This window comes from Paenibacillus barcinonensis (assembly GCF_003217495.1).
GTDB lineage: Bacteria > Bacillota > Bacilli > Paenibacillales > Paenibacillaceae > Paenibacillus > Paenibacillus barcinonensis.
The window spans coordinates 1-1171 of sequence record NZ_QJSW01000068.1 but is presented as its reverse complement, the minus strand read 5'-3'; the positions used below and the strand labels follow the sequence as shown (position 1 = coordinate 1171).

Below are 1171 nucleotides of genomic sequence, written 5' to 3'. Positions count from 1 at the left end.
TGCAACACCAATTACTGGGCGTTCGGCTGTTCTATGGTTCGGGCAACCGCCCAAATAAAACCCATCAGTTCACGCGCTACAGCGGCAATTGCCACATTGGGGTGCTTGTGTTTTACAAAGATCAGGCGGCGGTATTTGGCATGTAACCTGTTTTGCGCTTTCCATGAAATCTGCCCCACGTCCGCAGACAGACCTTCTAAACGGATGGCCAGATCCCCTTTAACCGCAGGTCGGTGACGGTAACTCCAGGCTGATTCGATCAAGGTTCGACGTAGACGCCCATTCCCTGTTTTGGTGATGGAACCTCGTTTGGTGCTGGCTCCAGACGAATGCTCACGGGGAACCAGACCCAAGTAAGCCATGAGCTTTGCTGGGGAAGAAAACCGGGCAAACGATCCGATTTCCGAAACCAGCGTCACCGCCGTCAGGAAACCAATGCCGCGAAGGGCCTGTAAAATACGAATCATTTCCGCTTTGGGATGGGTAGCTGCCTCTTCAATAAGCGATTTTTCCAACCGACCGATCCGTTGTTCCACCTCATGCAGTGTGTGAAGATACTCAGTAAATGCCGTTTGCATGGAGACTTGTGGAAAAGTAACGGTTCCCAGCCACATCCGATATTTCTTCGTCCAGGCCCGTTTGATGTGTTCTGGCGAATGAATCTGGTGGCGGAGCAAAAACTTGAGCACACGCTGCCGAGCCCGATGTGCATCCTCCTTCGCCGTTTCACGTGCACGAACCAATTCACGCAGAGCTTCGTCCTCTGGAGCAGGGACGTAAATAGGTGTGAGCTCGCCAGCACGAAACAAACGTGCCAGTTGTTCTGCGTCGCGTCGATCCGTTTTCACCCGATCTCCAGCCCGTTTCGGAATGAGCGAAGGAGCGATAACGATGCAATGTGCACCCATGGATTCAAGCCAGCGATGCGTTTCGTATCCTGTCGGACCGGCCTCATAGCAGAAGGACAAGGTATTTGCAGGCCCAAGCTCTTTGATGAGTTTACGTAACGCGGCAGGCGTATGGGCGATGGATCCGTAATACCGAGGTTTGGCTTGCCCTTCGTCCGCAATGGCCACCGAAATTTTTTCTTTGGACACATCTAAACCGATGAATTTTGTGGTAGACTGCATAGTGATAGCTCTCCTTTGCTGTGTAGCTCTGAAATGGTGGT

Annotated in this window: 1 protein-coding gene; it reads right to left on the bottom strand. The window is 52.3% G+C overall.

Going from position 1 to position 1171, the window contains the following annotated elements:
- Positions 1 to 11: 11 nt before the first annotated feature.
- Entirely contained in the window at positions 12 to 1130 is a 1119-nt protein-coding gene (locus DFQ00_RS28685; RefSeq protein ID WP_110899778.1) for an IS110 family RNA-guided transposase, read from the bottom strand.
- Between the last annotated feature and the right edge of the window lie 41 nt (positions 1131 to 1171).

Coding starts and splice junctions, on each gene's coding strand:
- DFQ00_RS28685 (WP_110899778.1), bottom strand. CDS start 1,130: ATGCAGTCTACCACAAAATTCATCGGTTTAGATGTGTCCAAAGAAAAA.